The organism is Mesorhizobium sp. LCM 4577 (genome assembly GCF_001854795.2).
Lineage (GTDB): Bacteria > Pseudomonadota > Alphaproteobacteria > Rhizobiales > Rhizobiaceae > Mesorhizobium > Mesorhizobium plurifarium.
On record NZ_MDDU01000046.1, the window covers coordinates 57,669 to 82,071 of the forward strand.

Genomic DNA, 24,403 nt, shown 5'->3' on the forward strand with positions numbered 1-24,403 from the left:
GCCCCCTCATGGACCGTCCTGAAAACCTTGTCCTCAAGGACCCCGAGCCGCGCATCCATCCAACCGCGGAGCTGAAGGGATGCAAGCTAGGCCGCTATGCCTCGATCGGCGAGCGGGTGATCCTGCGCGAGGTGAGCGTCGGCGACTTTTCCTATTTCGAACGTCATTGCGAGGCGATCTACACGACGATCGGCAAGTTCTGCTCGATCGCCGCCAACAGCCGCATCAACGCGCTCGAGCACCCGATCGAGCGGCTGACGCAGCACAAGGTCAGCTACCGGCCGAACGAGTATTTCCGCTGGCTGGGCGTCGACACCGAATTTCGTGCGCGCCGGCAGGCGAAATCGGTCGGTGTCGGCCACGATGTCTGGATCGGCCATGGCGCGGTCGTCATGCCGGGCGTCACGATCGGCAATGGCGCCGTCATCGGCGCCAATGCCGTCGTGACGCATGACGTCGCGCCCTACACGATCGTCGCTGGCGTTCCGGCCAAGCCGCTGCGCCGGCGGTTCCCGGCAGCTGTCGCGGCACGTATCGAGGCGCTGGCCTGGTGGGACTGGACGCCCGAGAAACTGGCGCGCGCAATCCCCGACATCCAGGCTATGCCGATCGAAGCCTTTCTCGATCGCTGGGAAGACAATACCCCCTGATCTACCTGCACCCCCGATCTATTTACCATTGCCCGTAACCAAGGTTTTTAACGTAAAATATTAGCGTTAAAAATTGGAAAACGGCGTGTATATATCGGATTAATCACTCTGTGGTTGCAAGCATTTCCGCAAAATGTACAAGTCTCTTCGGAGGTAATATCGGGGTGAAGTTGAAGGAAACACCGCAAGCAACAAAGGAGAGTAGTCATGAAGAAGTTCGTATTTGCACTCACCGCAGCTGTTGTTGTTTCCTTCTCGTCCGCCGGCGCCTATGCCGGTGGCTGGGGTGGTAGCTCGGGCAGCCTCATCAACGTGTCGCCGAACGTCAATCTCGGCGCGTTGAATGGCGTGCTCAACGGCAACAACATCCTCAACGGTAACGTCGTTTCGGGCATTCTGAACGGCAACAAGACCAATGTCGTTTCCGGTATCCTCAGCGGGATCGGCGTCAACGTCGGCAGCAACAACTACTCGCTGAAAAGGCACTGAGCAGAAGCGCGGAAAGCTAGCATCCGCAACGGACAGGAGGGGCTCGCACACCCTCCTGTCTGTCGTTTCTGGCCGCCGACTGGCGGGCTTGGCCGCAAACGTTAGATGTTCGTACGTACGCCGACGAAGGCGTCGACCGTGCTCTCATGCTCGTCGAGAATGGTCTTTTCTTTCTGCGCGTAATCGACACGGAACACGATGTTCAGCGACCTGGTCGCGCCCCAGGTGGCCTCGGCATAGACGCCCTTGCTGCGCTCGACATTCTCAAGCAGCAGATTGTCCTTGAGCTGGGCAAAGATCCCGGTGCCCACGGCAAGATTTTCGCGCAGCTTCAAGCCGAGCTCGAGCTCGGCGCGGCGCAACCATGAGGCCAGGGGATCGTCGGTGTCGGATGTCTCGTAGCGGCCGAAGCAGGTGCCGCGCAACTCGAATCCCTTCGGCAGCGGTTTGACGAAATTTGCCTGCCAGGCCGGCAAGACACGCTCGTAGATGCCGTCGGCGCCGCGTAGATACTGCGCGCCGAGCGCCAGGCCGAAACTCGAGCCGTCCTTGCCCTTGAAAGCCGCTTCGGCCTGCGCGGTGTACTGGAAGAACGAAAGCTGGAGCGGCGGGAAGCCGACACGTTCGACCGAAGCCAGCAACGCCGATGTCGAGCCGCCGAAGGCATATTCGCCGACGGTCCGCGTCAATCTTGCCGCCACCTGGGAAAGGATGCGGTCGGCGTGAAGCTTGGTCGGCGAAATGAGATCGTCCTGGAAATGGGTGTCGCCGACCTTCTCGATGCTCTCCGTGGCCTCGATGGTGAGCGAGGTCGCATTGCCGAGATCGACGCCGAACTGCCCTTGAGCGCTGAAAATCTGCTTCAGTTCACGCGTGCCGATGATGAGCGGGCCGATCCCCAGATCGTCGCCGGTGCTCAGCACGCGATAGCTGAGCGTTCCGCGCAGCTCGAGCCCTGCCTCCAAGCGCCGGAAAGCTTCCGCCGACAGCGCCAGCGAACGGTCGTCCTCAATCGAGGCCCTGTCGTAGCGCGATGCCTCGAAATCGGCATGGATCCTGGCATTGGCGTCGGCATCGCCCCATTGCTGGTCGATCGAGCCGCGCAGCAGCGTGTACCAATCGGTGACGGCGCGATCGCTGTCCAGCGCGTTGGTGGTCCAGTGCTGTTCTATGCTGCCGGTGATCTTCGGATCCGTTMCGGGATCGGCTTTTGCCTCAGCGCTGACCAGCAGAAGGCCGAGACACGCGGCGCCGCCAAACAATCCGGGTGAAAGATAGCGCGTGACAGGACGGGGCGTTTCGATGGTCATGCTCCGCGCTCTGATCGTGAGTGCCCCTTCCGCCATGCGGGGGTGGCGCAGCGGAAGGGGCTTGGAGGTAAACCGCCGTGAAGCGGAAGGAACAGGCTTTCTGGCCTGCACCGGCACTATTGCAAACAAACGGATAAGGTGTTTTTTCGCGCGCCTGCGCCTTCTGCGTGTATCCGATTGTGGCTGCGCGCGGGCATGAAGATTCGTTCCATGGGAACCGGAGCGGGCGGCAGCTTGTTTCTTCGCAAATGCCTGCGCATCCACGGTTCGAGGGACTTGCATGATCGAGAAAGTTTTTACGCGGATAGCCAACCAGGTGGCACATCTGGCGGGCCTGCCGGCCACCTTCGCCATCTGCGTGCTGATCGTGGTTGCATGGGCGGCAAGCGGGCCGATCTTCGGATTCTCGGACACCTGGCAATTGGTCATCAACACCGGCACCACCATCATCACCTTCCTGATGGTGTTCCTGATCCAGAACACGCAAAATCGTGATGGCGCGGCGATCCAGGCCAAGTTGGACGAACTGATCAGGGTCGGCCGCGCCCACAATCATTTTATCGGCATCGAGCACCTCACGGAATCGGAGGTCGAGGAAATCCGCTCGAAATGCGAGGCGGCGGCGAAACGGCATGATCGCGAGATCGCCGAAAAGGCAGCCGACAAAGCCGCGACCGGAAAGAACGGGGGCAGGCATGCRCCAAAGAACGCTACCAAGCATGCGTCCAAGACCGCCGGCGCGGGCACGAGGAAGACCGCGGCCGGGAAGAACGCCTCGAAGAAGAAAGCGACGGCTTGAGGCGGCCGTCAGCGATTCATGAAGGCCGCGAATGCGTCCTTGTGATCGGGATGCCAGCGCGACAAGGCAGGGCGGTTCTCGATGATGTCGCCGATGGCCCACGCCATGCGTTTTTCATCCGTCGGCCGCGCCACCTCATTGTCGGGGCACAGGATGTAGAAATCGTCGTCGATCAGCGATGCCAGCATGAAGTCGATCACCTGCTCGCCGGTCCAGGCGCCGGCGGGCTTTTGCGTCGCGCCTTCGGTCAGGCCGGTATAGGTGAAGCCGGGGATCAAAAGATGCGCCGAAACCTTCGCCCCCGGCTCGTTGCGCAGCGCGTGCGCCAGCCCCTCGGTAAACGTCTTCACGCCGGCCTTGGAGACGTTGTAGGCGAGATTGCCGGGCGGCGTGGTGATGCCTTGCTTGGACCCGGTGTTGATGATCAGGCCGGGCTTGTCCGCCGCGAGCATGCGCGGCGCGAAGGCCTCGACGCCGTGCACGACGCCCCAGAAATTGATGTCGATCAACCGCTTCCAGGCGTCGCGGTTCTCCCAGGGCTTGCCCGGATTGTTGCCGACGCCGGCATTGTTCATCAGCACCGACACCGCACCGAAGGCGTCGTGAGCGAGCTCCGCCAGCCGGTCGACCTCCTCGGCCTTGGACACGTCGGTGGGAATTGGAAGGACGGCATCGTCGCCGGCAACCGCGGCGATGGCCTGCTTCGCCTGATCGAGGCGCACGCCGCCGATGTCGGCAAGCACCACCTTCATGCCCATTGCCGCGAACCGTTTCGCGGCGGCAAGGCCGATGCCGCTGGCGCCGCCGGTGACGACGGCGACATTGCCGGAGGCGAAAGCGGGCAGGGCGGTCTGGATCTGGGCGTCGCTGGTCATGCTTTCCATCCTTGTTCGGGTCGGGTCGAACTTAACGCCGGACGCCACCGAGGCAAGGCTGGTTTGTCCCGATAGGCGACCGCGATGCCCGCAATGGGTTGACGACTTACAGTCGCAATGGGTTGACCATCGCTGCGCCTGCCGCGCATGCTGTTCAAAAAAGGAGCTCGGTATTTGACCGATTGGATCGGAATCCTGAAAGAGCAGACTGCCAATGGCGACCAGATGGGCCGCGAGGTGCCGAAGATGCTCGCCAATCCCGATATCAGCGAGGCGCAGGTGAAAACACTGTTCGCGGCGCTGGAGAAGCAGGCGGATTTCGCCGAGAAGCTGCGGCTGGCGCTGGAGAAATTCGGCCACGACTTCCCGATCATCAAGGCGGCAGAGCGGCTGGAGGAACGCTATGCCGACCTTGCCGCCTCGGCTGCCGAGAAGCTCAAGGCGATGCGCAAGTAGGTTCTATTTTTCGATCAGCCTCTCGAAGCGCTTGTCGGGTGCAAACCAGACGGCCGCTACAACCACGTAGATCGCCACGCTGATCCACTGGTTGAAGAAACTGAGCAGGACCGCGGCGATGTAGAGCGCCAGCGAGATCTTGCCCTTTTTGTCGTGCCCGACGGCCTTGGCGAAGGTCGTGTCGGCGCCGTGCAGATGGCGCAGCTTTATGACCAGGATGGTATAGGCGACGGCGCAAAGCGCGAGGTCTATGCCATAGACTGCGACCGGCGCGGGCGCGAAATGGTTCTCTCCCATGAATGCCGTGGTCACCGGCATCAGCGACAGCCAGAACAGAAGGTTCAAATTGGCCCACAGCACGCGTCCGTCGATGCGCTGCACGGTGTGGAACATGTTGTGCAGATTGTTCCAGTAGATGCCGACATTGATGAAGGAGAGCACATAGCAGAAGAAGATCGGCCACTGCGGCAAAAGCGCGGAAAAATCCTCGCCATGCGGCACTTTCAGTTCCAGCACCATGATGGTGATGATGATGGCGACGACGCCATCGGTGAATGCCTCGACCCGTCCCTTGCCCATGATTCCTCCCTCGCTGTGCGCAGACGTTACGGGAGGATGCAGCGGCTGACCATCCTGCCAGAACTGTCAGGAGGGCGTTCGCTCGCTGGAACGGCGCCATTATTTAGGCGTTGGGCTTGCAACCCGGAGATCGCCATGACCAGCTACGCTCAAACCATGACGCGTGACCATGAGCTTGGCGGGGGCGCCGCGATGACCGCCGTCGCCGCCATGATCGCCGCGCTCTTTGCCGGCAGCACCGCTCTGACCCCGCTTTACGTGATCTACAAGCAGGCTTTCGGCTTCTCGCAGGTTACGCTGACGCTGGTCTATGCCGTCTACGTCGTCGGGAATCTGGCGGCGCTGCTGTTTTTCGGCCGGATGTCGGATGTCGTCGGCCGCCGTCCTGCCGCGCTTGCCGCGATGGGTGTTGCCGTGGTCAGCGCGCTGTTTTTCCTCTTCGCCGAAAACCTGGCCTGGCTCGACATCGCCCGCATTCTGAGCGGCCTTGGCATCGGTGTCGGCGCAGGCGCCGGCACCGCCTGGCTTGCGGAGATGATCGAAGGCAAGGACAAGTCGCGCGCGGCCGTCATCGCCACCAGCACCAACTTCATCGGTCTTGGGCTCGGCGCGCTGATGGCGGGGCTGCTCGCCCAATATGCGCCCTGGCCGCTCAGGCTGACATTTGCGGTCTATCTCGTGCTGCTTGCGTTGGTGACCGTGCTGATCTGGCGCACGCGGGAAACGGTCTCCAGTCCGGGGCGGCTCTCGGACGTCTCGCTGCGGCCACGGCTTTCGGTGCCCGACGATATCCGCGCGCAATTCGTGGCGCCCGCGGTGACGGGCTTCGGCGCCATGGCGCTTGTCGGCTTTTATGCCGCGCTGGCGCCGAGCATCCTGGCGCAGCAGCTCCATGCGACCAATCACGCCGTGGCTGGCGGTCTGTTCTTCGAATTGTCGATCGTGGCGGCGGCGACGATTGTCGGCACCGCCCGGCTGTCCAGCCGCTCGACCATGCTCGCGGCGCTCGTCCTGATGATCCCGGCCGTGGCACTGGTCGTCGCAGCGCAAATCTACGCCTCGATGGCGCTCATGATCGCCGCGACGGCGCTCTGCGGCGTGGCGGCGGCGCTCGGCTATCGCGGCGGCCTGCAGGTGGTCAACCAGATCGCGCCGGGCGACCGTCGCGCCGAGGTGGTTTCGGCCTTCTTCATCTGCTGTTTCTGCGGCAACGCGCTGCCGGTGATCGGCATCGGCATCCTGTCGAGCCTGGCGAGCGCGACAACGGCAAGCCTCGCATTTGCCGGCATGATCATCATCTTCTCGCTGGTGGCGCTCGGTTTCGGCGTCAAATACGCGCGGTAGAATCGCCAACCCGCTCTAACTCTTTGTTTTCGCGCAATTCCGGACGGAAGCCGCTGCGCACTTTTCCTGGAATTGCTATAGCTATTCTGTCTCCGGCAGGAGTTGCGCGCGCTGGCGCGGCACGCCGAGGCCGGTGTCGGGCGGCTCGCCGGCGGCCGGCCGGTCCTCGATCATATGCATCGTGCGCCAGCGGCCGAAGCGGTAATAGGCGGCGGCGAGCACGAGCGAGGCGATCGAGCCGGCCGGAAAGCTCCACCACAGCGCTTCCTGGCCGATGACGCTGCGCATCGAATAGGCAAAGCCGGTGCGGATGATCAGCACCGAGATGATCAGGATGATCAGCGGCGGCATGACGGCGCCGGTGGCGCGCACGGTGGCGAACAGCACGATGGTGACGCCGAACAGGATGAACGACCAGGACGCCGCCTTATTGATGTGGGCGGCGATGTCGATCGCCACACTGTCGTTGCTGAGGAAGAGGCCGAGGACCGGGCGATCGAAGGCGAAAAGCAGCGCCACCAGCGCGCCGGTCAGCACCAGGTTGAAGCCGACGCCGGACGCCGCGACCTGGCCGATGCGGTCCCAACGGCCGGCGCCGACATTCTGCGCCGCCATCGAGGAGACGGCGGCGCCGATCGCCAGAGCCGGCATCTGGATATAGGTCCAGAGCTGGGCTGCGATGCCGTAGGCGGCGGCGACCTGCGAGCCATAGGAATTGACGATCCCCATCACCGTCAGCGCCGCGGCCGAGATGACGATCATCTGAAGGCCCATCGGAATGCCCTTGAAGACGACGATGCGCAGCAGCGATGGATCGGGCCGCAGCAGAGCAAGGTCCGAGCCAGCCAGCCGCAGCGGATGTTTTCGCGCATAAAGCACGGTCAGGATGGCGATCACGCTCACCGTCTGGCCGATCAGCGTCGAGGTCGCCGAACCGGCGATGCCGAGTTCGGGGAAGGGGCCGAGGCCGCGGATCAGCAGTGGGTTGAGCACGACATCGAGCACGACCGCCAGCGCCATGAAGACGAACGGCGTGCGGGAATCGCCGGCGCCGCGTAGCACGGTCATGACGAAGGACAACAGGTTCATCATCGGCACGGCGACGAAGATGATGCGTAAGTATGCGCGCGCCAGCGGCAAGGCATCGGCCGGCGTGCCGAGCCCGGTCAGGATGGCGTCGACCCAGATCCAGCCGCAGACGGCGAATACGACCGAGACGAGGAAGAAGAAAGTGGCGCTGGTGCCGACGATGCGCTTCGCTTCGGGCAGGTCGCGGGCGCCGACCGACTGCGCTACCAGGATGGTCGCCGCCATGCCGATGCCGAACACGGTGCCGAGGATGAGGAACAGCACCAGATTGGCGTTGGAGGTGGCGGTCAGCGCCGCTTCGCCAAGGAAGCGGCCGACCCAGACCGCGTTGATCGATCCGTTCAGCGACTGCAGCACGTTGGAGCCGAGCACCGGCAGCGCGAACAACAGCAGCGTGCGCGGGATCGGACCGCTGGTCAGGTCGCCAGTCCGCCGGCGTGCGGGCTTTTTGTCATCCATGGCAGCACCGAAAATGAATCAGGCCTGCGATGCTATCGCAGGCCCGATGCTCATGCATCCCTTCCGCGCTCGGCCGTATGCCGTTCTGCATACGCCCGAAATAGAACTAGTTCGCGGCGAGGCTGTTCCCGGACAGTCCAGGCAGGGTGACCTGATAGACCAGGAAGGTGGTGTCGACATCGGCGCCGTCCTCGGCCTTGTAGGGCGCGCCGACCTGGAAGCCTTCCTGGGTGAGGAAATCGTTGTCGTTGGCGACGAACAGGAAATAGTCGTCGGGCAGCTTCGGATCGAGCACCGAGACCAGCGACATCGCCTCCCACTTCTCCGAGAGGTTGTTCCTGTCGTTCGGCGCGCCATTGTGCAGGCCGAAGCGACCGAGCTCGCCCTTGTCGTTGATGTCGATGAAGGAGGTCAGCTTGGCCGGCGTCACCGACGGGTCGAGCACGCCCTTGGGCGCAACCGGCTTGTCCGCGGCGTCGAACGGGCCGTTGGCGATGTCGGTCGCGGCGGAGAGGTCGACGATCTCGATCTTGCGGTAGAGCGACTCGTCCCCCTTGAGACCCTGGCCGTTGCCCGAGTCCCGCGCCAGCATCAGGAAGCTCTTGTCGGAGAGGGCGACGATCTCGCTCTGCGCGGCGACCTTGGTCTTGCCCTTGGCGTCCTTGAACACCGGCAGCGGCACGACATATTCGTGCGCCAGCTTGAGGTGGGCGAGGTCGGACGCATCATAGACCAGCGCGCGGGTGTTCTGGCGGGTCGAGCCGGAATCGCCGCCGTCCTGGCGGGCCGCCGACTGCAGCACGGCGATCAGGAACTTGCCGTCCGGCGTCATCGACATGCCTTCGAGGCCCTGGTTGTTCTGGCGGCCGATCTCGGGGTCCTTCGGATCGGGCTCGGCCGCGCCCGGGCCAGGATTGTCGGAAGCGAAGTTCGGCTTGCCGTGCCGGATCGGCACCAGCGCGGCCGGCGGCTGGGTCGCCGACATCAGGCGGCCTTCGGCCGAGAAGCGGTAAATGTTCGGGCCATATTCGTCGGAGATGAACATCGTGCCGTCCGCCAGGCGCACGATCGCCTCGTCGTCCAGCGAAAGCTTGCCGTTGTCGGCCTGCGGCAGGATCGGCATGTCGCCGGCGGCTTCGCGCACGCCGTTCAGCGGATCAAGCCCGGTGGCGTCGGCGCCCTTGTCGTCGGTCAAGAGCATCGTGTCGGCAAGTGTCGCCTTGACGCCGGTCTGTTCCTGCCCTGCGGCGGGCGCGGCACCTGGAGCGGTCGGGATCAGCTCGATGGCGATGGTGTTGAGGCGCGGGCGATAATCGGTGGTGCCGACGACGTTGTAGCCGCGGTCCGGCAGCAGCCAGAGCGAGCCCTTGTAGCTGGCGCCGTCGCGCGCCCAGGACTTGGCGTCGATCGACATGCCGGAACCCGAACCGAACGTCTCGCCGAACTTGTCCTTCTGGCTGGCCGGAATGCGGCCGACGCCGACGAGCCCCTTGTTGACATAGGCGACGCCGTCGGCGAATGCCGGGGTCAGCGTGGTGAACAGGGCAAGTGCCGCGCCGAGCGCGACGGTTCGGTTGAGACGTTTCATCGATATCCCCTTCGTGACGAGCAGAGCGGCTATTGGCTCAAAAGGGCGCGGCATCGACGATGCGGGCAGCCCTTGCCGTCGAGCGGTCTAGGACGTGAACGTGATGGTTGCGTGACAGTTTCCTTCTCCCACAAGGGGAGAAGGGAAAGCTCCGCCTCAATCGCTCTCTCTTGCGACCAGCTCCAGCGGCCAGACCTCGCGGATGATGCGTGTGCCTTCGGGGCCGGCGAAGGCGGGAAGCGAGGCGAGCAGCATCTCGGCCAGACGCCGTCCCATCGGCTCCAGCGATGGACGGAAGGCCGTCAGCGCCGGCGAGAAATAGCGGCAGAGCGGCGTGTCGACGATGACGATCACCGCGATGTCGTGGCCGGGCCTGATGCCCATCTCGGCCAGTGCCTTGCAGCCGCCGAGCGCCATTGCGTCATTGTTGAAGATGATGGCTGTCGGCCGGTCCTTGGAGAGCATGACGCGCGGCGTCACCTGATAGCCGCCGGTCTCGTTGATGAAGCCGTCGGCGATCATGCCGGGGTCGACTTCGATGCCGTGCCGCTTCAGAGCCTTGCGGTAGCCGTCGAGGAACAGGTAGCCGAAGTTGAGATCGAGCGAAGGGCGGATGGCGGCAATGCGGCGGTGACCGCGCGCGACCAGCCGGTCGACGGCTTCCTCACCCGCCCTCTCGAAATCGATATCGAGCGAAGGATAGGCGTCGCCACCGGATAGACTTCGGCCAAGCGTGGCGAAGGGAAATCCGGCCTTGCTGAGATAGTCGATCCGATCGTCTTCCCGCCGCGTATTGGCCAACACGACCGCGTCGGCCCGGCGCGTCTCAACCACGCGGCGCAGCCTCTCCGGCTGATATTGGCCGGGCTCGCCCATGACGACCATCAGATCCAGGTCATGCTCGGCGAGCCGCGCCTGCAGACCGGTCAGGAACGGGATGAAGAACGGCTCGCCATATTGCTGATCGCCGGGATGCGGTTGCAGCATGAAGGCGATAGAATGGGTGGCGCCTTTCCTCAGGCTGCGGCCCGACTGGTTGGGCGAATAGTTCAGCTTCCTGGCCGCCTCCAGCACGCGCTGGCGCGTCTCGGCATTGACATCGGCGCGACCGTTCAGCGCGCGCGACACGGTGCCGATCGAAATGTTCAGATGACGCGCGAGATCGTGGATGCTGGACGCCAAGGCCGGTTCTCCCCCTGTCTTCGCTAGCACCGGCCGCCCTTCAGGCCAAGCAGTGGATGTCGATTTTCGCGAGCGGGTGATTGACATTTTAAGGCATCGGGTGTGTTCTCGTAAACGTTTACGGAAAAACGTTTACGGTGATGCCGGAAATGCCGTGACACTCGGACTGGAGGGGCCGAGCGAGGAGGAGCGCTGGATGATGAAGGTCGTCCTGGTCGGGTGCGGAGCCATGAGCAGGCAGTGGCTCGATGCCGCAAGGCAGATCGACGGGCTCGCGATTGCCGGCCTTGTCGATCTCGACGCCGACCGAGCGCAGACGAGGGCGCGCGAATACGATCTCAGCAACGCCGTCATCGGAACCAGCGTTGAAGCCGTGCTCGACGAGACGAAGCCCGACGCCGTGTTCGATGTTGTGGTTCCAGCGGCCCGCCGCGAGGTGGCGCTTTCGGCCTTTGCCCATCATTGCCACCTGCTCACTGAGAAGCCGTTGGCCGACAGCCCCGAGAATGCGCTGGCCATTATCGATGCGGCACGCCGCGCCGGCCGCATCCATGCGGTCGTGCAGAATCGGCGCTATGTCGCCAATGTCCGGCGGATCAGGCGGTTTCTGGACTCGGGCGCCATCGGTCAGCCGACCAGCATCCATGCCGATTTCTTCATCGCGCCGCATTTCGGCGGCTTTCGCGAGGAGATGCGCCACGTGCTGTTGCTCGACATGGCGATCCACACCTTCGACGCCGCGCGCTACATGGTCGCCGGCGAGCCRGCCAGCGTCTATTGCCAGGAATGGGAGCCGGCCAATTCCTGGTACCGGCAGGGCTCGTCGGCCAGCGCCGTTTTCGACCTCGGCGGCGGCAAGGTTTTCACCTATGCCGGCTCCTGGTGCGCCGACGGCTTCCGCACGAGTTGGGAGGGCAGTTGGCGCATCGTCGCCGAGCGCGGCAGCCTGTTGTGGGACGGCCATGACGGGCTGAAGGCGGAGGTGGTTGCGTCCGGCCGCGACGGCATCATCGACAAGACGGAAGCCATCGAGGTGCCGGCGCTCGACCCGGCCGACCGCGTCGGCGGCCATCTCGGCATCATCCAGGATTTCATGCGCGCGATCGAGACCGGCACCGAGCCGGAGACCCGCGGCGCCGACAACATCAAAAGCCTCGCCATGGTCTTCGGCGCGATCGAGAGCGCGGAGAGCGGGCGGCGCGTGGCAATCGCCAAGGAAGCACAATGATGCCAAACCCGCTTCTCGATATCAGGATCGGCACCATGGTGCGGGCCAATCTCGACGATCCGGCCGCCTATGTCAGAGAGATCCTGCCGCTCGGCTTCGAGAGCATCCAGCCTTTCTTCTGGCAGACGCTGGGCGGCAAGGACCTGAAGCGCCTGGCGGGCGAAGTCCGCGAAGCGATCGGCGATGCCGACGTCACCGTGTCGTCGATCGGCGTGTTCGGCAATCCGCTGGAAGGCGGCGAGGTCGATCGCGGCGTACTCCAAGCCTGGGAGACGGTGATCGACAACGCGCATCTGTTCGGCACGTCCATGGTCTGCGGCTTCACCGGCCGCCTGCGCGGCAAGAAGCTGACCGACAGCCTGCCGCGCTTCCGCGAGGTGTGGGGACCGCTGGCCAGACGTGCCGCCGACAAGGGCGTGCGCATTGCGTTCGAGAACTGCGCCATGGACGGCAACTGGGCGAGCGGCGACTGGAACATCGCGCATAACCCGGACGCCTGGGAGCTGATGTTCAACGAGTTGCCCAACGACAATCTCGGGCTCGAATGGGAGCCCTGCCACCAGCTCGTCTACCTCATCGACCCGATCCCGCAGATCCGCAAATGGGCGCCGCGCATCTTCCACGTCCACGGCAAGGACGCGACCGTGCGCTGGGACGTGATCCGCGAGCATGGCGTGTTCGGACGCCTGCCTTTCGTGCAGATGCGCACGCCGGGTTTCGGCGACAGCGACTGGACGCGGGTGATCAGCGAGTTGCGGCTGGCTGGCTACAAGGGCGCCATCGACATCGAGGGCTGGCACGACCCGGTCTATCGCGGCGATCTGGAGATCACCGGCCAGGCGCGGGCGCTGGATTATCTGAAGCAATGCCGGGGAGGGAACAGCTACCTGCCCAATCCGGTCTGAGTGCCGGCCGGCGGGAGGAGCCGGCCCATCCAAATCATTGTCGAAAACCCTTGATCGCGAGGGACCAAAAGGGAGGAACGTGCATGAGCATCACGACCAGAAGGACTGTTCTGCGCTCGACCGTCGTGGCGGCCGCCACGGCGCTCTGCGCCTCGATCTCCACTCTGCCGGCACAGGCGCTTGACGCGCAATGGTGCAAGGACGTGCATATCCGCTTCTTCGTCGGCGGCGCCGAGGGCGACGCCTTCGGCACCATCGTCTACAATGGCGCCAAGCAGGCAGCGGCCGATCTCGGGCCGAAGGTCGACTACATCTTTTCCGGTTGGGACGTCGAAAAGATGGTGCAGCAGTTGCGCGAGGCGGTCGCCGTCAAGCCCCAGGGCATCGCCATGATGGGCCATCCGGGCGACGCGGCGATCATGCCGCTGGCCGAACAGGCGCATAGGGACGGCATCAAGATGATGTACCAGAACGTGCCGGTGCCGACCGTGGTGGCGGCGTTCGGGGGCGGTTATGTCGGCGCGCAGCAGGAGCAGCAGGGGCGCGCGCTCGGCGCCGAGGCGTTCAAGCTGGCCGGGCTGAAGGCCGGCGACAAGGCGATCATGATCGGCCCGTTCGAGAACGAGAGCCGCGGCGCGCGCGAGCGCGGGACGGTCGCCGCGCTGAAGGAGGCCGGCGTCGATGTCATTCAGATCAATTCACAAACCGAATGGGCAGCCGATCCCAATCTCGCGATCCCGCCGATCACTGCCGCGCTGCTCAACAATCCCGGCGTCAAGGCGGTCGGTTATCCCGGCGGCCAGATGCTCGGCAATGTCGCCACCTACATGCAGGCGGCGGGCAGGAAGCCTGGCGACATCTTCAATTTCGGCTTCGACACCAGCCCGCAGATCGTCGAGGCCTTCAAGGGCGGCTGGGTGCAACTGACGGCCGACCAGCAGCCGTTCCTGCAGGGCTACCTGCCCATCTTGAGCCTCTGCCAGCAGGTGGTGCTGGGGCTGGCCCCGATGAATGTGGACACCGGCGCCGGCTTCGTCACGCCGCAGAACTATGAGATCGTCTCAGAGCTCGCCAAGCAGGCACTGCGCTGACCTCCCAGGCCGCCGGCCGGACCCAACCCGGCCGGCGGGACCGCTGGCAGACAGAGGCTGGCAGAACAGGCAATTCAAGCGAGGATCGCATGAGCGAACGCATCATCGAACTGCGCGACATCAAGAAATCCTACGGCCAGGTCTATGCGCTGGGCGGCGTCAACCTCAGCGTTGATCGTGGCGAGGTTGTCGGGCTGATCGGCGACAACGGCGCCGGCAAGTCGACGCTGATCAAGATCCTGTCCGGCGTGGTCAAGCCGACCAGCGGCGAGATCCTGGTGCGCGGCAAGCCGGTCAGCGGATGGAGCGCGGCGCGCTCGCGCGACGCCGGCATCGAGACCGTATTTCAGGATCGCGCTTTGGCCGTGCAGCAGACGATCGTGCGCAACATCTTCATGGGCCGCGAGCTCACCAGCTTTCTCGGCTGGYTGAAGGTCGGCAAGGAGATCGAGGAGGCGAGCCGGCTGATGCGCGAGATCGGCTTCACCTCGAAGGTCTTCACGCCGCACTCGATCGTCGGCCAGCTTTCGGGCGGCGAGCGGCAGGGCGTGGCCATCGCGCGCGCCATCTACAAGCAGGCTGAGCTGATCATCCTCGACGAGCCGACGACCGCGCTGTCGCTGACCGAGACCGCCAAGGTGTTCCACTTTGTGCGCCAGGTGCGGGCGAGCGGCCGCTCGATCCTGTTCATCGGCCACAACATCCACCATGTCTTCGACATCGCCGACCGTTTCGTGGTGCTCGACCGCGGCAAGGTGGCGCTGACCGCCGACCGCACCGAGGTCAAGTCGGCCGAAGACCTCATCAACTTCATGGAAGACGTGGCGCATCCCGGCGGCTTGCCCGGGCTGCACGAGGACGCGGAGCAGAGAGCCTGATGAGCAAAGCCATGGAACCCGATCTGGAGACTCCTCTGGGAAGGACAAGTGGCCAGGCCACCAAGGAATGGAGCCATCCGTCCAATCACTGGCTGCGCGGCTTCGTCCTCGACAACCGCGCAGCGCTCGGCACGCTCGCGGTGTTCATCGTGATGATGGCGGTCTTCATGATCGCCAACCCAACCGTCTTCACCACCTGGTATCTCTATAGCTCGGTGCTGACGACGCTTCCCGTGGCGCTGTTCGTGGTGGTGCCGCTGGTCTTCGTCGTCACCTGCGGCGAGATCGACCTGTCGTTCCCGGCGACGATGGGTTTCGCCTCCTGGGTCTTCGCRCTGGTGGTGCAGGCCGGCTACGATCCGTTCGTCGGCATCGCGGCCGCGCTCGTCACCGGCACGCTGCTCGGCTTCCTGGTCGGTTCGCTGGTCGTCTATGGCGGGCTGTCGTCGCTGATCGCCACGCTCGGCATGAACTTCCTGCTGCGCGGCCTGATCCAGATCATCAACGAGGGCAAGTCGACGGCGCTGACCAATCTGGCCGACAGCGCAGCCTACAGGATCTTCTCCAGCCAAATCTGGGGCATTCCGGTGCAGATCTTCTGGGCGATCGCCTTCGTCGTGTTCTCGGCGCTGCTCTTCAACCGGCACCGCTTTGGCGCGCAGGTGAAGGTGGTCGGCGATAACCCCGACAGCGCCAAACAGATGGGCATCGACGTCAAGTGGGTGCGGGTGAAGGTGTTCGTCTTCGTCGGTATCGGCGCCGCCATCGCCGGCACCTTCTCGGTGATGATCAACTTCACCTGGTGGCCGACGGCGGGCGACGGCTATCTTTTGCCCGTGCTGGCCTCGGTGTTCGTCGGCGGCACGCCGACCTGGGGCGGCATCGGCACCGTCGTCGGCGGCGCGATCGGCGCGGTCACGGTGTCGTTCATCCAAACCGGCGTCGTGGCAGCGGGCCTTAGCGGCTTCTACGTCCAGTTCTTCAACGGGCTGATCATCATCCTGTCGCTGCTCGGCCATAAGTGGAACCAGGCAAGGTACAGGTGAGGAGGGTCACACCGGCGCGACAAACCCGTCCAGCACGCGCTTTTGCCCAGCCTTGTCGAAATCGATGGTGAGCTTGTTGCCGTCGATGGCCGCGATGTTGCCGTTGCCGAATTTCTGGTGGAAGACGCGGTCGCCGACATTGAAGGCGGACGGCGTGTCGGCGACGGATTTGGCGACCAGTTCGCCCTCGATGGTGCGGCCTTTCACCGAGGTGCGGCCGGCGCCGTAGCCTGAGTCGGTTTCGCCATAGCCGATGCGCTCGACCTGGTGGCCGGAGCGGGTGCCCCAGTTGCGGTCGGTCGCCTCGGTGCGGTTGGCCTGCGCGCGCTGCCAGCCGGGCGTAGCATAGGTGTTGGAGAAGCTGCCCTGGTCCTTGGCGCCGATATTGTCGAAGCGCGAGGCGCCATAGGGGTTTTGCCGGCCGCCACCGCCGCCGCGCCCGGAGGCGAATGAGCCGCCGCCATAGGGATTGCCGTAGCCGCCATAGGAGTTGCCGCCGTCCGCGACGTCGACATGGGTTTCCGGCAGTTCATCGAGGAAGCGCGACGGGATCGTCGATTGCCACAGGCCGTGGATCAGGCGGTTCGAGACGAACCAGATGTGCAGGTTCTTTTTCGCCCGCGTCAGGCCGACATAGGCGAGCCGGCGCTCTTCCTCCAGGCCGGAGCGGCCGCCTTCATCCAGCGCGCGCTGGTGCGGGAACAGGCCTTCCTCCCAGCCGGGGAGGAAGACGGTCTCGAATTCGAGGCCCTTGGCCGAATGCAGCGTCATGATCGAGACGGCATCCTGTTCGGCATTCTGCTCGGCATCCATGACGAGAGCGACATGCTCTAGGAAGGAGCGCAGCGATTCATACTCCTCCATGGAGCGGATCAGTTCCTTGAGGTTCTCCAGCCGGCCAGGCGAATCCGCCGAGCGGTCGTTCTTCCACATGTCGGTGTAGCCGCTCTCCTCCAGGATGGTCTCGGCGAGCTCGGTGTGCGGGGTGGTTTCCAGCGCCTTCTGCCAGCGCTCGAAATTGGCGGCGACCTCACGCAATGCCGCGCGCGGCTTCGGCTTGAGCTCGTCGCTTTCGGCAAGCGTGGCGGCGGCCTCCAGCATCGGGACGCGCATGGCGCGCGCCGTGTCGTGGATCTGGCGGATGGTGGCCTCGCCAAGCCCACGCTTCGGCACGTTGACGATACGCTCGAAGGCGAGGTCGTCGCCGCCGTTGGCGACGACGCGGAAGAAGGCCAGCGCATCGCGGATTTCCAAGCGCTCGTAGAAACGCGGGCCGCCGATGACGCGGTAGTTGAGGCCCAGCGTGATGAAGCGGTCTTCGAAGGCGCGCATCTGGAAGGACGCGCGCACCAGAATCGCCATGTCGTTCAGATTGTGCTTCTGCCGCTGATAGGCCTCGATGGCGTCGCCGATGGCCCTGGCCTCTTCCTCCGAATCCCAGGCGGCATGGACATGCACCTTGTCGTCCTCGGGGTCGTCGCGATCGGTGAACAGCGTCTTGCCGAAGCGGCCCTCATTGTGGGCGATGAGGTGAGAGGCGGCGCCCAGGATGTGCGCGGTGGAGCGGTAGTTGCGCTCCAGGCGGATGATGGTGGCGCCCGGGAAATCCTTGTCGAAGCGCAGGATGTTGTCGACCTCGGCGCCGCGCCAGCCATAGATCGACTGGTCGTCGTCGCCGACGCAGCAAATATTTACGCTCACGGGCTGTTCCGCGCCTGCCGGCGCGGGCCCTCCGCTAGGGCCTCGCAATGGCTCGGACGCCCGGTCGGGCTTGCGGCCTTCGGCCGAATGCGAACTCGCAGAGCGTCCCGCATTTGGCCGCTGCGCCAGAAGCCTTAGCCACATGTATTGCGCGGTGTTGGTGTCCTGGTACTCGTCGACCAGGATGTATTTGAACTTGCGGTGATACTCCTTCAGCACGTCCGAATAGGCGCGGAAGATGCGGATCGGGTGATAGAGCAGGTCGCCGAAGTCGCAGGAGTTCAGCGTCTGCAGCCGTTCCTGATAGGCTTTGTAGAGCTGGCGGCCCTTGCCGTTGCCGAAGCTGCGCGCATCGCCTTCCGGAATCTCATCGGGGCCGAGGCCCTTGTTCTTCCAGTTGTCGAGCATCTGGGCGAAGGTCTTGGCCGGCCAGCGCTTGTCGTCCAGCCCTTCGGCCTGGATCAGCTGCTTGATCAGCCGCACCACGTCGTCGGTGTCGAGAATGGTGAAATCGGATTTCAGCCCGGCAAGCTCGGCGTGACGGCGCAGAAGCTTGACGCCGATCGAGTGGAAAGTGCCGAGCCAGGGCATGCCTTCGACATTGCCTTCACCGATCAGGTGGCCGATGCGCTGCTTCATCTCGCGCGCGGCCTTGTTGGTGAAGGTGACGGCCAGGATCTGCGAGGGGAAGGCCCTGCCGGTGGCAAGGATGTGGGCTATGCGCGTGGTGAGCACCCGCGTCTTGCCGGTGCCGGCGCCGGCCAGCACCAGAACCGGGCCTTCGGTCGTTTCGACGGCGAGCCGCTGTTCCGGGTTCAGGCCCTTCAGATAATCGGGCGCGCCGTTCTGGCCGCTGCGGGCGGCCATGGCGCGCGCGGCTATGCCGGATGGGGCCGCCGCGGGCCGCGCATTCGGTTCATCGAAAAAAGGCATGTCCTCGGAAAAGCCCGACATCGCTCCCGAATGTAGTGATTCGGGAGCGAAAGACCAGAACTGTCTACGTTTTGTTCTAGTTTCGCGTGTCCGGCCCCAACTTGACAGCCGGAGCGGGTGAGGGAAAGCTGCCGGCAGGGCAGGGATTGCCGTCCCCGGAAGACGCCGTAAGCGCGCAACAGTCGAAGGAGCACCGTCTTGGCTGTCACCATCACCTCCCTCGTCCTCTTCCTCATCGGTCTCATTCTCGGCGGCGGCGGCATCTGGCTCGCGGTGCTGGGAGGCAGCTGGTACTATCTGATCGCCGGCCTGGTCTTCCTGATCACCGCCTGGCTGCTTTTCAGGYGCCGGTCGACCTCGCTCTGGCTCTATGYGCTGTTCGTGCTCGCCACTCTGTGCTGGGCGGTCTGGGAAATCGGCTTCGACTGGTGGCAGCTCGGTCCGCGCGGCGGCGTCATCGTGCTCGTGGCGCTTTGGCTTTTGACGCCATGGGCAAGGCGAGGTCTGCGGGGGCCGGACGGACGCGCGCCGCTGATCCTGGCCGTGCTCGCCTCGCTGGCGGTCGCCGGCTATTCGATGACCGCCGATCCTCACGACGTCGGCGGCACGCTCGGCACCGAAAAGGTGGCGGCGGCGGCCAATCTCGGCGGCGACATGCCGGCCGGCGAGTGGCACTTCTACGGCCGCACGCCTTTCGGGCAGCGCTATTCGCCACTCGACCAGATCACGCCGGACAATGTCGCCAAGCTGCAGCCGGCCTGGACCTATCGCACCGGCGACGTGAAGGGTCCCGACGACATCGGCGAAACGACCTATCAGGTGACGCCGCTAAAGGTGGGCGATGCGCTCTTCATCTGCACACCGCATAATTTCGCCATCGCCATCGATGCCGCGAGCGGCAAGGAAAAATGGCGCTACGATCCGAAGATCAAGCTCGACAACAACCGCCAGCACCAGACCTGCCGCGGCGTGTCCTACTATGCCGACGCCAAGATCGCCGCCGGCCAGCCCTGCGCGCAGCGCGTCTACCTGCCGACGTCGGACGCCCGCCTGATCGCGCTCGACGCCGCGAACGGGCAGGTGTGCCCATCCTTCGCCGAGGGTGGCACGCTGAACCTGATGGCCAACATGCCCTATCCGAAGTCCGGCTATTACTATTCGACCTCGGCGCCGCTTATCGTCGCCGGCAAGATCATCGTCGGCGGCGCGGTCAACGACAATTACTCGACCGAGGAGCCGTCCGGCGTCATCCGCGCCTTCGACGTCGACACCGGCGCGCTGCTGTGGAACTGGGATTCCGGCAATCCGGATGTGACGACGCCGCTGCCCGCCGGGCAAACCTACACCCACAACTCGCCCAACATGTGGTCGACGGCGAGCGCCGACGAGAAGCTCGGACTGCTTTACGTGCCGCTCGGCAACCAGACGCCGGACCAGCTCGGCATGGGCCGCAGCGCCAATGTCGAGAAGTTCTCGTCCTCGATCACCGCGCTCGATCTCAACACCGGGCAATTGCGCTGGGTGCGGCAGACCGTGCATCACGATCTGTGGGACATGGACGTGCCGGCGCAGCCGTCGCTGGTCGACATCACGACGGCGAACGGCGTCGTGCCGGCGCTGGTCGGGCCGACCAAGCAGGGCGACCTCTACGTGCTCGACCGGCGCACCGGCGAGCCGATCATTCCGGTGAAGGAAGTGCCGGCGCCCGGCGGCGCGATCGAGGGCGACCAGGCCTCGGCGACGCAACCGGCCTCTGATCTCTCCTTCAATCCGAAACCGCTGACCGACGCCGACATGTGGGGCATCACCATGTTCGACCAGCTGGCGTGCCGGATCGAACTGAAGCGACTGCGCTATGAGGGGCGCTACACGCCGCCCTCGCTGCAGGGCTCGCTGGTTTATCCGGGCAATTTCGGCGTCTTCAACTGGGGCGGCGTCGCGGTCGACCCGGTGCGGCAGGTGATGTTCGGCATGCCGACCTACCTGGCGTTCACGTCCAAGCTGGTCCCGCGCGCGGACGTGCCGCCGCCGGGCGACACCAAGGGCAGCGAGCAGGGACTGAACCGCAACGAGGGCGCGCCTTACRCGGTGGTGATGGGGCCGTTCCTGTCGCCGCTCGGCATCCCCTGCCAGGCGCCGCCCTGGGGCTATGTCGCCGGCGTCGACCTCAAGACGGGCAACATCGCCTACAAGCACCGCAACGGCACGGTCTACGACATGACGCCGCTGCCGCTGCCGCTCAAGGTCGGCGTTCCGGGCATTGGCGGGCCGATGATCACGGCGGGCGGCGTCGCTTTCCTGGGCGCGGCGGTCGACGACTATCTGCGCGCCTACGACCTCACCACCGGCCGGCAGCTCTGGCAGGCGCGGCTGCCGGCCGGCGGCCAGGCGACGCCGATGACCTATACGGTCGCCGACGGCCGCCAGTTCGTCGTCATCGTCGCCGGCGGGCATGGCTCGGTCGGCACCAAGCCGGGTGACTACGTGATGGCCTATACGCTGCCCAAATAAATTCAGGTGGGGCCGGTCTGCAAACGGTGGTTTCTTGCGCTTCCGGCCCCATAAGCGTCCAGCCATTTGTTCCGCATATGCTGGAGATCGGCCGAAGCCTCCGCGACGTCGTCATCCACGGGCGGAGCGACGCGAAGCGGAGCGAAGACCCGAGGATCCATTCCGTTACATCGACCGAAGGGTGCAGCGGTGCGGAAATTCTGGACCGTCGCAACGCCTCGGCGTCACGGCATGGATCCTCGGGTCTGCGCCGCGTCGCTTCGCTCCTTGCTCCGCCCGTGGATGACGACGGCGCGGAGGTTTCAGCTATGCAACAGCAACAGCCTGTCGGACGGCCTGCCGGTTTGCGGCGCCGCCAATCTCCTGGTTATGCATCAGCGCGAAAATCTCGCCGAAGGGCGCCGGACGGCCGAGCAGGAAACCTTGCGCCTCGTTGCAGCCTTCGGCGCGCAGGATCGACAATTGGCTGTGCGTCTCGACGCCTTCGGCAAGCACCGGGATGTGCAGGCTCTGGCCGAGCGCCAGGACGGCGCGGATGATGGCCTTGGCCTGCGGGCTGGTTTCGACCTCGGACATGAAAGAACGATCGAGCTTGATCTTGTCGAACGGGAAGGCGCGCAGCGTCTCCAGCGAGGAATAACCGGTGCCGAAATCGTCGATGGCGATGGTGACCCCCAGCGCCTTGATCCGCCGCAGGATGTTCAAGGTGCGGATCTTGTCGGCGATGATGGTGGTTTCGGTGATCTCGAGCTCCAGCCGGCTCGGCTTGAGCCCGGTCTCGAGCAGGATCTCGTGGACGAGCTTCGGCAGGTCGGCATGAGCGAACTGGACCGGAGAGAGATTGACCGCGACCTTGTAAGGATGATCCCAAGAGGCGGCCTTGGCGCAGGCGGTGCGCAGCACCCATTCGCCGAGCGGCAGGATGAGCCCGTTCTCCTCGGCCAGCGGAATGAACTCGGCCGGGGAAATGTTGCCCCTGGTCGGATGCTTCCAGCGCAGCAGCGCCTCATAGCCGCGGATGTCGCCGGTCGAGACCGACGTCTGGACCTGATAGTGCAGGTCGAGCTGGCTGTTCTCGACAGCGTCGCGCAGGTCGTTGGCTAAAGTCCGGTTGGCACGGATGGCCTCGTCCATGGCCTGCTCATAGAAGCAGACGTTCTGCGTTATGTTCGCCTTGGCGCGATACATGGCGAGGTCGGCATTGTTGACCAGCGTCTCGCGGTTGTGCGCGTCATTGGGGTAGATGGCGACGCCGAGGCTGGCGCCGGTGGCGGTCTCGATATCGCCGATCCTGACCGGCGCGAAGAGCGCCGCTTCAAGGCGCGAAATGAAATCGACAAGGTCCGATTGGCTCTTCATACGCTTGACGCCGGCGAACTCGTCGCCGCCGAGACGGGCGACGAATTCGCCTTCCTGCAGCAGCGCGCCCATGCGCTCGGCCAGATCCTTCAAGGTCTGGTCGCCGGCGCCATGACCCCAGATGTCGTTGATCTCCTTGAAGCGGTTGAGATCGATGCCGACCACCGCGACCTTGCCGCCAAGTTCGCCGGCGCGGTCGATCTCGCGGTCGAGATGATCGTTGAAGTTGGCGCGGTTGGGCAGGCCGGTCAGCGTGTCGTTCATCGCCAGATGATGCAGGCGTTGAAAGGCCTCCGTGCGCGTCCGGTCGTCGATCAGATAGCTGGCAAGGCCTGTGCCGATGATGATCAGGCCGGCAACGGCGACGCCGAGCCCCATCGCATGCAAGGCCAGCGAATCGGTGGCGGCCCCGCGCGTCACCAACGGCGTCACCTGCACCGCCGCCATTGCGGTGAAATGCAGGCTGACGATGGCCAGCACCAGGACGGCCGCGGCCCAATAGTTGCGGCCGGACAACCGTTCGTTCAGGGCGACGCTGACGGCGAGGCAGGCAAAGACCACGGAGAGCAGGACAGAGGCGGCAATATAGGTCGTGTTCCATTCGACGATGCCGTCGACATGATAGGCGGCCATGCCGGTGTAGTGCATGCCGGAAATCGCCAGGCCGACGATGACGCCTCCGACGATCGGGGCACTGCGCGGAGCGTGGGTCGTCGCCGCGATGAAGCCGGCGGCCGTGCCAGTGATGGCAATGAAGAGCGAGGCGATCGTCAGCACCGGGTCGAAGGTGATCGGGGCGCCGGGATCGTAAGCCAGCATGGCGATGAAATGCGTGCACCAGATCGATGATCCGGCGCAGACCGAGGTCAGGAAATGCCAGCCGACCTGCTGCAGCCCCTCGGCCTCATGCGCCCGCAGGAAGAGCCTGATGGTCGCCCAGCAGCCCGCAGCGCAGACCAGCGCCGCGACGAGGACGAGCCATAAATTATGGTCGACCGTCACGCAGGAGATGACGCGCATCATGGCCGGATAGCCCTCTATGTTTTCGGAGGTGCCGGACCTTCTTGCCTCATCAAGCGGCCGCCCGGCGTCCGTCAGCGCGAACGGCCGATTGCCATATCCGGGCGAGGGGTTTGACACAGGCGATGAAAGGCAGCCGCCCCCAATGCGGATACCGATAGTTCAATCAGCACAATCGTATGCAACTTCTAATAGGTGGTTAATGGCAATTAACGGGAGCCTCGGAAGCCATGAGCATGGTTTCCGGAGCATGTACGGTAGTTCTAAAATATCGATATTCCTGGTCGCGCCCGGTGGATTTCCCGTGCGATCCGCCTCCGGACGCAGGCAATCAGTCTGGTCGCCGAATGGGCTGATCCGGCAAGACCGGTGCGGAATGCCTTAGAGTCCGAGATGGCCCCGCAGGCTGGGCACCTGGTCCAGCACCTGATTGGTCAGGTCAGGCCCGGCGGCGGCCTCGGCCTGCTTGATCAGGGTCTCGCCGGCCTGACGGATTTGCGCCATGTCGAGGCCCGAGGCCTTGAGGGCGGCGACGCCGTTGATCAGGGCGCCGGCCTTTTCGCCGAGCACGCCGCCAAGCGCCCCTTGCAGCGACGACAAAAGGCCGCCGCCCGAATTGGCCGCGCCGGCGGCCATCACGTCATATTTCTGGGCCAGCGCGCCGGCGCCGGGGATCTGGTCGAAGAAGGATGAAACGCTGGTGCCTTCCGCCTCGTGCTCCAGCACGGAAAAGATGGTGCCGACAACCTTCTCGGTGGTCGGCTCGTCGAGGCCGGCCTTCGAGGCAACGGTGTTGATGATGTCCTGGACGTTCATGGGATTCCCCTTTCGTCGTTCGGATCAAAGCCGCCTGGGCAGCTTCGACGCCTAATGTGACAGCACCATCAAGGCTTTCGGAAATGACCAAAATG

At 64.5% G+C, this 24,403-nt stretch carries 20 protein-coding genes; 11 read left to right on the forward strand and 9 right to left on the reverse strand.

Annotated elements, in window-relative coordinates:
* Positions 1-8: 8 nt before the first annotated feature.
* Positions 9-650: a DapH/DapD/GlmU-related protein gene (locus tag LCM4577_RS27415; RefSeq protein WP_071074228.1), complete on the forward strand. Its 642-nt coding sequence runs from the start codon at positions 9-11 to the stop codon at positions 648-650.
* Positions 651-857: 207 nt separating this feature from the next.
* Positions 858-1,139, forward strand: a complete 282-nt coding sequence (locus tag LCM4577_RS27420) for a hypothetical protein (RefSeq protein ID WP_052457723.1) — start codon at positions 858-860, stop codon at positions 1,137-1,139.
* Between the two features lie 101 nt (positions 1,140-1,240).
* Here the strand turns inward: LCM4577_RS27420 and LCM4577_RS27425 are convergent, their stop codons facing one another.
* Positions 1,241-2,449: a hypothetical protein gene (locus LCM4577_RS27425; RefSeq protein WP_244508448.1), complete on the reverse strand. Its 1,209-nt coding sequence runs from the start codon at positions 2,447-2,449 to the stop codon at positions 1,241-1,243.
* A gap of 280 nt (positions 2,450-2,729) precedes the next feature.
* Between LCM4577_RS27425 and LCM4577_RS27430 the strand changes: the two genes are divergently transcribed.
* Positions 2,730-3,248, forward strand: a complete 519-nt coding sequence (locus tag LCM4577_RS27430) for a low affinity iron permease family protein (protein ID WP_082047390.1) — start codon at positions 2,730-2,732, stop codon at positions 3,246-3,248.
* A gap of 8 nt (positions 3,249-3,256) precedes the next feature.
* Here the strand turns inward: LCM4577_RS27430 and LCM4577_RS27435 are convergent, their stop codons facing one another.
* Positions 3,257-4,123 (reverse strand): SDR family NAD(P)-dependent oxidoreductase, encoded by an 867-nt coding sequence (locus tag LCM4577_RS27435; protein ID WP_071074390.1) that lies wholly within the window; start codon positions 4,121-4,123, stop codon positions 3,257-3,259.
* Positions 4,124-4,297: 174 nt separating this feature from the next.
* On the opposite strand from LCM4577_RS27435, the gene LCM4577_RS27440 reads away from it, so the two are divergent.
* On the forward strand, positions 4,298-4,579 hold the full coding sequence (locus LCM4577_RS27440) for a hypothetical protein (protein WP_041007796.1): 282 nt from the start codon (positions 4,298-4,300) through the stop codon (positions 4,577-4,579).
* A gap of 3 nt (positions 4,580-4,582) precedes the next feature.
* On the opposite strand, the gene LCM4577_RS27445 is transcribed toward LCM4577_RS27440, so the two are convergent.
* On the reverse strand, positions 4,583-5,158 hold the full coding sequence (locus tag LCM4577_RS27445) for a TMEM175 family protein (RefSeq protein WP_071074230.1): 576 nt from the start codon (positions 5,156-5,158) through the stop codon (positions 4,583-4,585).
* A gap of 135 nt (positions 5,159-5,293) precedes the next feature.
* Between LCM4577_RS27445 and LCM4577_RS27450 the strand changes: the two genes are divergently transcribed.
* A complete protein-coding gene (locus LCM4577_RS27450) occupies positions 5,294-6,502 on the forward strand; it encodes an MFS transporter (RefSeq protein WP_071031685.1) in 1,209 nt (402 codons plus the stop codon).
* Positions 6,503-6,583: 81 nt separating this feature from the next.
* Here LCM4577_RS27450 and LCM4577_RS27455 read toward each other — a convergent pair whose 3' ends face one another.
* From LCM4577_RS27455 to LCM4577_RS27465, 3 genes are all read right to left on the reverse strand, one after another.
* Positions 6,584-8,050 (reverse strand): MATE family efflux transporter, encoded by a 1,467-nt coding sequence (locus LCM4577_RS27455; protein WP_071074231.1) that lies wholly within the window; start codon positions 8,048-8,050, stop codon positions 6,584-6,586.
* A gap of 106 nt (positions 8,051-8,156) precedes the next feature.
* Positions 8,157-9,638 carry an esterase-like activity of phytase family protein gene (locus LCM4577_RS27460; protein WP_071074232.1) on the reverse strand — a complete coding sequence of 494 codons (1,482 nt, stop codon included), beginning with the start codon at positions 9,636-9,638 and terminating at the stop codon, positions 8,157-8,159.
* Between the two features lie 156 nt (positions 9,639-9,794).
* Positions 9,795-10,820 carry a LacI family DNA-binding transcriptional regulator gene (locus tag LCM4577_RS27465; protein ID WP_071074233.1) on the reverse strand — a complete coding sequence of 342 codons (1,026 nt, stop codon included), beginning with the start codon at positions 10,818-10,820 and terminating at the stop codon, positions 9,795-9,797.
* A 196-nt stretch (positions 10,821-11,016) separates the two neighbouring features.
* On the opposite strand from LCM4577_RS27465, the gene LCM4577_RS27470 reads away from it, so the two are divergent.
* The 5 genes from LCM4577_RS27470 to LCM4577_RS27490 all read left to right on the forward strand — a co-directional run bounded on the left by LCM4577_RS27470 (position 11,017) and on the right by LCM4577_RS27490 (position 15,968).
* The gene (locus LCM4577_RS27470) at positions 11,017-12,048 is read left to right on the forward strand and encodes a Gfo/Idh/MocA family protein (RefSeq protein ID WP_071074234.1); all 1,032 of its coding nucleotides are present in this window, start codon (positions 11,017-11,019) and stop codon (positions 12,046-12,048) included.
* Positions 12,045-12,953 (forward strand): sugar phosphate isomerase/epimerase, encoded by a 909-nt coding sequence (locus LCM4577_RS27475; protein ID WP_071074235.1) that lies wholly within the window; start codon positions 12,045-12,047, stop codon positions 12,951-12,953. The genes LCM4577_RS27470 and LCM4577_RS27475 overlap by 4 nt, the downstream gene beginning before the upstream one ends.
* An 83-nt stretch (positions 12,954-13,036) precedes the next feature.
* On the forward strand, positions 13,037-14,044 hold the full coding sequence (locus tag LCM4577_RS27480) for a substrate-binding domain-containing protein (RefSeq protein ID WP_071074236.1): 1,008 nt from the start codon (positions 13,037-13,039) through the stop codon (positions 14,042-14,044).
* 89 nt (positions 14,045-14,133) lie between these two features.
* Complete coding sequence (locus tag LCM4577_RS27485; RefSeq protein ID WP_041011964.1) at positions 14,134-14,922, forward strand: ATP-binding cassette domain-containing protein; 789 nt, start codon at positions 14,134-14,136, stop codon at positions 14,920-14,922.
* The gene (locus LCM4577_RS27490) at positions 14,922-15,968 is read left to right on the forward strand and encodes an ABC transporter permease (RefSeq protein WP_041011963.1); all 1,047 of its coding nucleotides are present in this window, start codon (positions 14,922-14,924) and stop codon (positions 15,966-15,968) included. Before LCM4577_RS27485 ends, LCM4577_RS27490 begins: the two co-directional genes overlap by 1 nt.
* 6 nt (positions 15,969-15,974) lie before the next feature.
* On the opposite strand, the gene LCM4577_RS27495 is transcribed toward LCM4577_RS27490, so the two are convergent.
* Positions 15,975-18,623, reverse strand: coding sequence for an ATP-dependent helicase (locus tag LCM4577_RS27495; protein WP_071074237.1), 2,649 nt, complete (start codon positions 18,621-18,623; stop codon positions 15,975-15,977).
* A 177-nt stretch (positions 18,624-18,800) separates the two neighbouring features.
* On the opposite strand from LCM4577_RS27495, the gene LCM4577_RS27500 reads away from it, so the two are divergent.
* Positions 18,801-21,113: a glucose/quinate/shikimate family membrane-bound PQQ-dependent dehydrogenase gene (locus LCM4577_RS27500; RefSeq protein ID WP_071074238.1), complete on the forward strand. Its 2,313-nt coding sequence runs from the start codon at positions 18,801-18,803 to the stop codon at positions 21,111-21,113.
* 306 nt (positions 21,114-21,419) lie between these two features.
* On the opposite strand, the gene LCM4577_RS27505 is transcribed toward LCM4577_RS27500, so the two are convergent.
* The gene (locus LCM4577_RS27505; protein WP_071074391.1) at positions 21,420-23,492 is read right to left on the reverse strand and encodes a bifunctional diguanylate cyclase/phosphodiesterase; all 2,073 of its coding nucleotides are present in this window, start codon (positions 23,490-23,492) and stop codon (positions 21,420-21,422) included.
* Positions 23,493-23,873: 381 nt separating this feature from the next.
* Entirely contained in the window at positions 23,874-24,308 is a 435-nt protein-coding gene (locus LCM4577_RS27510) for a hypothetical protein (RefSeq protein WP_040982206.1), read from the reverse strand.
* Positions 24,309-24,403: the final 95 nt, after the last annotated feature.